This is a genomic window from Paludibacter sp. 221 (assembly GCF_010501035.1).
Taxonomy (GTDB): domain Bacteria; phylum Bacteroidota; class Bacteroidia; order Bacteroidales; family Paludibacteraceae; genus QVMH01.
In genome coordinates, this window is record NZ_QVMH01000037.1 from 35,235 (window position 1) to 42,121 (window position 6,887).

The window sequence follows — 6,887 nt, forward strand, 5'->3', positions numbered from 1 at the left end:
ATCGCGTATAATTATTATGCGACAGTGATAAGGTAGAGCTAATTTGAGATTTTTCCGGTGTATGTAACTACCACTGTTTTCGAGGGGGTAGTTTCATCTACTGTTGTTCCTTCGAAACTGAACGTATATTCATCTTTCGATGCGCTTACTTTCAAAACCCCCTCCAAAGAATCACCTTCGGTGCTTGTTGAGAAACGTGCTGTATAATCGCCATGTATCGTTGTGTTATAACTCCCAACGTTTATTTCGTTTCGGGCATTATCGTCCTTTACCGAAAAGCTGAATACGATATTTTGATTCCCTTTCTCCCTAATTATTGCATTGTGCGTGTATAGGTTGTCAGATGTATGCGTAGTAGCCATTGCTAAATGATTTAACGTATATGTTTTTCCGTCGAATGTCATCGAGCCTTTGCCTAAGTTTGTATCAATTTCGGTGCTTTTACATCCGGTAGTGACAGCAATAAGGCTAATCATGATAAATAGTAAATTTTTTGCTTTCATTTTTTTCTGATTGATAAATTGTTTTATTAAGAGAACAACTCTCACCTTGAAATGTTCTATGCGAATCTTTCGATTTTATTTAAGAGTACAGCGGTTTTGTGTCGCTTGCCAAATAATGAGCTGATATTCTTGTTGTTATCTTGTTTTTTGTTGCTGAACGAGCGAGGCAGGCGGTGTTATTGTAAAATTGTTTTTGTAATTATTAAAATTACTTATGCCGTTGAACACATATTTTGAGAGGCGCGGGTTTTTATTTAACTTGCGCTTTTTGCTATTGTTTAACGAAAAACATCTAATCATGAAAAAACTGCTGCCTTTTCTTTTAATTGTCGGACTACTTGCAGCTTGTAGCAAGGTGCCTACCTCTACTTCGCCCCCTTGGGATTATAATGGGGATGTGAAAATTACGGTTGTTTCCGGCAATGCATCAGAACATCAGCCGGGTGAAAATATCGACCGCTCTTTCGATGGCGATTTGCAAACGTTATACCATTCGTCGTGGCGTGGAGCCCGGTTTCCTATTTCGTTGACTTACAATTTTAACGCAGCAGATACGCTGGATTATATTATATATTATCCGCGTACCGATGGGGTAAACGGGAATTTCATAGAGTTTGAACTATGGACTAAAACCGCTACGGACGAAGATTATGAAAAGGTTGGCGATTATAACTTTCAGGGTCGTTCGGAAGCCGGAATAATAGAATTGCCCGAAAGTCAGAACAACATACAATCCGTTAGATTTGTGGTGAAATCGGGGTTGGGTTACGGTGGGCTTGGATTTGTAAGTTGCGCCGAAATGGAATTTTACAAACGCACTCCTAAAAATCCGATTCCGGAGGTGTTCACAGATGGTACATGTTCGGCTCTGAAAAAAGGTGTTTCTAAAAGCGACATCCGGAAAATAGAAAATACAGAATACCGCGAGCTTGCATCGGCTTTGTACTACAATACATACCCGCTTGAAGAAAGGGTGCGCGAGTATAAGGCTTACCCTCATCCGTATATGGTTGCTATGGAAAACAAATCAACACCTTACAGCCTGTTGGATAATCCTACCGGAATATATACAAAAGAGGGTGATGAGCTTTATATATTTGTAGGCGAACTCTCCGGCGAAAGTATTGTATTACTGTCGCTGAATATGGAAAAAGACTTTGTATTCACATCCTATTATCTCAGAGAAGGGCTCAACAAAATAACGGCTAAAGACGAGGGGTTGCTATACGTGATTAACAACTCGGCCGAAGAGGATGCAAAACCGGTAAAAATACATTTTGCCACAGGCCGTATAAACGGAGTTTTCGACATTGCTAAACACACCAATGCCGATTGGGAACGGATGCTCAATTCGGCTACGTCTCCCTATATGGATGTTTTAGGAAAATACTCGCATCTGACTTATGCTGTCAGCGATTTTAAAAAATATACTCCCGACATTGAGGAGCTTGTAAGCGTATATGATTCAATTGTATGGCTCGAGTCCGAATTTATCGGGCTTAATAAATACCACCGTGCCAACAAAAACAGGTTATACTTTTACCTGTCGAAAAAGCTGGCTCCGCAGATAGGCGCGTTTATGTTTGCTACATGGTATCGGGTAGGTGCCAGCGAGGGGTCGATGGAAAGTATATGTGTTCCTCAGAAATTGAGAGGCGACGCAATATGGGGGCCTGCTCATGAGGTAGGGCACGTAAACCAAACTGTCGGGTTCAAATGGGTGGGGCTTACCGAAGTTTCGAATAATGTATATTCTATGTATGTGCAGCATGCCTTTGGGCTTCCTTCGCGTTTGGAAACAGAGGTGCTTCGTTCCGATTTTGACGGCTATTGGAGAAACCGGTATGAGAAAGGTTTTACCGAAATGGTGGCAGGCAGTGTTTCGCACATGAAGCATGGCGATGTGTTTTGTAAATTGATACCGTTTTGGCAATTAGAGTTGTATAACTCGCAGGTAAACGGGCAAAAAGATTTTTATGCTGATGTGCACGAGCAAATACGTACAAGCCCTATGATAGAAAGCGATGCCGAACAGCAACTCCAATTCATGAAGATATGCTGTGATGTGGCTCAGACGGATTTTACCGGCTTTTTTGAAAAATGGGGTATGCTGGTGCCAATGAAAGAAACGATTGAAGACCTTAGCTCCATTCAAGGGAAAGTAAATTATAGCCGAAGTTTTACAATAACTCAGAAACAGGTTGATGATTTGAAGAGATATGCACGCAAGTATAAAAAGCCTGTTCAGAATATACAGTACATTCACGATGGAAATGTTGAGATGTTTAAGACCGATGCGGCGATTGTAAAAGGTGAGGTGAAATGGACAGGTAATGCGATTGATATAACAGACTGGCAGAATGTAGCTGTGTACGAGGTTTATTACAACGGAAAGCCTTTGTTGGTTACTCCTTTCCCCTCAATCTCGTTCAGAGACGACCGCGATAAAAATCTGTTGGCTATTTATGCCATTCCTGTAAAGGGTGCGAAAGTACGTGTTCATTAAGCTACAAAGATGATAAATAACAAAGGCTGCTCAACAGGGCAGCCTTTATAATTTTTATGTTTAGAAGGATATTGAAATTATGCTTTTCCGGCGCTTCCCAATACTTCTTTGTTTTTGTGGATATACATTTTTTTCAACTCATCGCGTGCAGGACCTAAGTATTTACGTGGGTCGAATTCGGCCGGTTGAGTTGCGAACATTTCGCGTACTTTAGCAGTCATAGCCAAACGTCCGTCCGAGTCGATGTTGATTTTACATACAGCCGATTGAGCAGCTTTACGCAATTGTGACTCAGGAATACCGATTGAATCTTTCAGAGCTCCACCGTATTCGTTAATCATTTTTACATACTCTTGTGGCACTGAAGATGCTCCGTGCAATACGATAGGGAATCCGGGTATTTGTTTTTCAATTTCTTCCAGAATGTCGAAACGCAATGGAGGTGGAATCAAGATACCGTTTTCGTCGCGGGTACATTGTTCGGGTTTGAACTTGTTTGCTCCGTGCGAAGTACCGATTGAAATAGCCAACGAGTCAACACCGGTGCGGGTAACAAAATCAACTACTTCTTCGGGTTGCGTATATGTGTGGTGTTCGGCTACTACATCATCTTCAACTCCTGCCAACACTCCTAATTCACCTTCGACAGTTACACCGTGAGCATGTGCGTATTCAACCACTTTTTTAGTCAAAGCAACATTGTCTTCGTATGAGTGGTGCGAACCATCAATCATTACCGAAGAGAATCCCATGTCGATACAGCTTTTGCAAAGCTCAAAAGTATCACCGTGGTCTAAGTGAAGTACGATAGGAATTTCGTATCCAAGTTCTTTAGCATACTCTACAGCGCCTTGTGCCATATAACGAAGCAAAGTTTGGTTTGCATATTTACGTGCACCGCTCGATACCTGAAGGATAACAGGCGATTTGGTTTCGACACAAGCTGCAACGATAGCTTGCATTTGTTCCATGTTGTTGAAGTTGTAAGCCGGAATAGCATATTTGCCTTCCATTGCTTTTTTGAAGATTTCTTTAGAGTTGACCAACCCTAATTCTTTGTAGCTTACCATAATTTATTGTTTTATTAGTTTGATAATTTTCAAACCACAAAATTAGTGTTTTTTTGCCGATTGTGAAAAACGAAACAAAACATTTAGGAATAATTCATAAAAGTAAAAAATAGACGTGTGGTAATACACTTCTTATTTTTTAGTTATTATCAACTTAATATCTGCGTATAAATATATGACTGCCAATCCTATCATACATACTCCTGCAAACATGTTTTTGGGTGATATGCCTGCAAAAAGCATGTATATCCCAAGTACTATGAATAACAAACAAAGAGGATATGCAATTATTCTGATTATTATCCTTTTTGCAGACCATTCATTTTCTTTTTTGGTTATTAAAGGTATTTCTTCAGTGCCATCAATTACATTATTTAAATGTTTTAAAAATGTATTTCTGTTTTTTTTATTCCAGCCGTATGATGTTATGGAAGCCCACTTGTCTGGGTCACAGATGCTATTAATATAAATACAGCCGTTTTCTTTGATAATTGTGATGGACTCTCCCCATAAGCTTATAAATTCATTTCTTTTTGCTCGAAATTCCTTCTTATTGTTTTTTACTATTTTCCATTCCAGTTCATTTGCTGTTCTTTTAATAGCCTCTTGGAATTGACTTTCAGAATAATGAATGTCTATTTTATTAAAGAATAGTTCTTTATATTGCTTGATAAAAAAAAGTTTACCACGCGAAAGATTCGCACGGTAGCAGGGGGGCAGGCTTGTAGCCTGTGGTTTGCTTGCAAGGCAATCATTTGAAATACCTTGCACTTACCGAGCAAACCACGAAGTACAACTTCGCGGTAGCGGGGGTGATTGTTATTGTCAAAATTTATGTTTGTGAGTATAATTTATTATTTCTTTCTTTGCATATCTGTTTTTTTCTTTTTTGGGGGCTATTGGCTGGTTTTTACAAAAGTATAAAAAAACATAGTTATTTTGAAACCTGAGAAAAACAAAACATTATTTCAAACTGTTTGTTAATCTTTCGGAAAGGTATAATTTATAAATCATATTTAAAAACATAGATTATGGGATTTTTTAAAGAGTTTAAAGATTTTGCTATGCGTGGCAATGTGATAGACATGGCTGTCGGTGTGGTAATTGGTGGTGCTTTTGGTAAAATTGTGTCATCGCTTGTTTCGGATATTATCATGCCTCCTATCGGGTTGCTCATTGGTGGGGTAAATTTCACTGATTTAGCCGTAACCTTACGTCCGGCAAGTATAGTTGATGGTGTTCAGCAGGCTGCTGTTACCCTGAATTACGGTAATTTTTTACAGGTAACGTTCGATTTCCTGATTGTGGCACTTGCGATTTTCTTGTTTGTAAAGGGAATTAATAAACTTTCTAATTTGCGTAAACAGGAAGAAGAGGCTAAACCGGCTGCACCTCCTGCACCAAGCAAAGAAGAAGTGTTGCTGACTGAAATCCGCGACTTGCTGAAAGAGAAAAAATAAAAACTACCCTTTATTTTGATAAAAAGTTTGTTTTGAGCTATATTTGTATCGAAACAAACTTTTCTTTTTTGTTATAGTTTCTATATGTTTTTCGCCACATAGGTTCAGATAGATTTCATATAGAACACATAGGTTATGTGCTTTGTAAGTGTACTATGTGGCAAAAAAAGGAAGTTTTTTAAAACGAACAAATGGAGCAGGGACACTTAAATAGTAACGTTGTGGTTGATGGAGAAAATACTTGCAGAATATGCGGAAATGGGAAAAATAATGAACCATACCGTGTAAAAGAACTTCATCTGGGGTTGAGAGATGAGTTTGACTATTTTGAATGTTCCACATGCGGTTGTCTGCAAATAAAAAACTTTCCTGAAAACATTGATAAGTATTACCCCTCTGATTACTATTCGTACAACTCTTCCATTTACGAGAAAAATTCTTTGGTAGAGTCGGCGAGGTGGCTTGCCGTAAGGTCTTTGATTAAAGCCAGGATAGGGAATAATAAAGCATTGAGCCGGTTGAGTACTAAGTTTTATACTTACAACAGTTGGCTTATAAAGGGGCTATGCGATTTTGATTCCTCCATTTTAGACATAGGTTGCGGTAATGGCTCTCTGTTGCGGAGGTTACAGCGAATAGGTTTCCGTAATCTGACAGGGGCTGACCCCTACATAAAGGAAGATATCCGGTACGATTCGAACCTGACTATTTACAAAAAGCAGATTGATGAGGTTGCGGGGAAGTTTGATTTGGTGATGCTGCATCATTCATTCGAGCACATGCCAAACCCTGCCGAGGTAATGAAAAAAGCCTGTGATTTGCTCCGCGACGGGGGATGCCTCCTTATCCGGATTCCGGTAACGGGGACTTATGCTTGGAGGAAGTACAAAGAGAACTGGGCGCAGATTGATGCTCCGAGACACTTTTTTCTGCATACTACAAAAAGTATTGCAATGCTTGCGGAGGGGGCTAACCTGACTGTGGAAAAAGTAATTTTCGATTCCACTCCTTTCCAGTTTATCGGTAGTGAAAAATATCTGAAAGACGTATCGTTAAAGGATAAAACATCAGTTTCATTTTCGAAAGCAGAGCTAAAGTCATTTGCAGAAATGGCAAAAAGGTTGAATCGTGAAAACGACGGCGATAGTGCCTGCTTTTATTTACGGAAAAAAGAATATAAGTGATTAAAAGTCTCATCTCTGATAATGGGGATTAAATGATATTAATAGAATATAACTGAATACATGACAAAGAATGTCGAATGTATCTTCAATCTGTTATAGGTACTCTTTTGACCTTGTCCGGTGAGCCGAAAAATAAGAGCAGACGGCGTTAAAAAATCTTCCCT

The 6,887-nt window shown here is 39.3% G+C and carries 6 protein-coding genes; 3 read left to right on the forward strand and 3 right to left on the reverse strand.

Features of this window, described 5'->3' with window-relative positions:
• Window positions 1-38 precede the first annotated feature (38 nt).
• Entirely contained in the window at window positions 39-503 is a 465-nt protein-coding gene (locus D0T49_RS08765; RefSeq protein WP_163630437.1) for a hypothetical protein, read from the reverse strand.
• A 298-nt stretch (window positions 504-801) separates the two neighbouring features.
• Between D0T49_RS08765 and D0T49_RS08770 the strand changes: the two genes are divergently transcribed.
• Window positions 802-3,009, forward strand: coding sequence for a M60 family metallopeptidase (locus D0T49_RS08770; RefSeq protein ID WP_163630439.1), 2,208 nt, complete (start codon window positions 802-804; stop codon window positions 3,007-3,009).
• A gap of 77 nt (window positions 3,010-3,086) precedes the next feature.
• On the opposite strand, the gene D0T49_RS08775 is transcribed toward D0T49_RS08770, so the two are convergent.
• Together D0T49_RS08775 and D0T49_RS08780 are read right to left on the reverse strand one after the other, a co-directional pair.
• Window positions 3,087-4,079 carry a class II fructose-bisphosphate aldolase gene (locus D0T49_RS08775; RefSeq protein WP_163630441.1) on the reverse strand — a complete coding sequence of 331 codons (993 nt, stop codon included), beginning with the start codon at window positions 4,077-4,079 and terminating at the stop codon, window positions 3,087-3,089.
• 132 nt (window positions 4,080-4,211) lie between these two features.
• Window positions 4,212-4,850 (reverse strand): hypothetical protein, encoded by a 639-nt coding sequence (locus D0T49_RS08780; RefSeq protein ID WP_163630444.1) that lies wholly within the window; start codon window positions 4,848-4,850, stop codon window positions 4,212-4,214.
• 260 nt (window positions 4,851-5,110) lie between these two features.
• On the opposite strand from D0T49_RS08780, the gene mscL reads away from it, so the two are divergent.
• Window positions 5,111-5,539 carry a large-conductance mechanosensitive channel protein MscL gene (mscL, locus tag D0T49_RS08785; protein WP_163630446.1) on the forward strand — a complete coding sequence of 143 codons (429 nt, stop codon included), beginning with the start codon at window positions 5,111-5,113 and terminating at the stop codon, window positions 5,537-5,539.
• 191 nt (window positions 5,540-5,730) lie between these two features.
• Entirely contained in the window at window positions 5,731-6,723 is a 993-nt protein-coding gene (locus D0T49_RS08790; RefSeq protein ID WP_163630448.1) for a class I SAM-dependent methyltransferase, read from the forward strand.
• The last annotated feature ends 164 nt before the right edge of the window (window positions 6,724-6,887 follow it).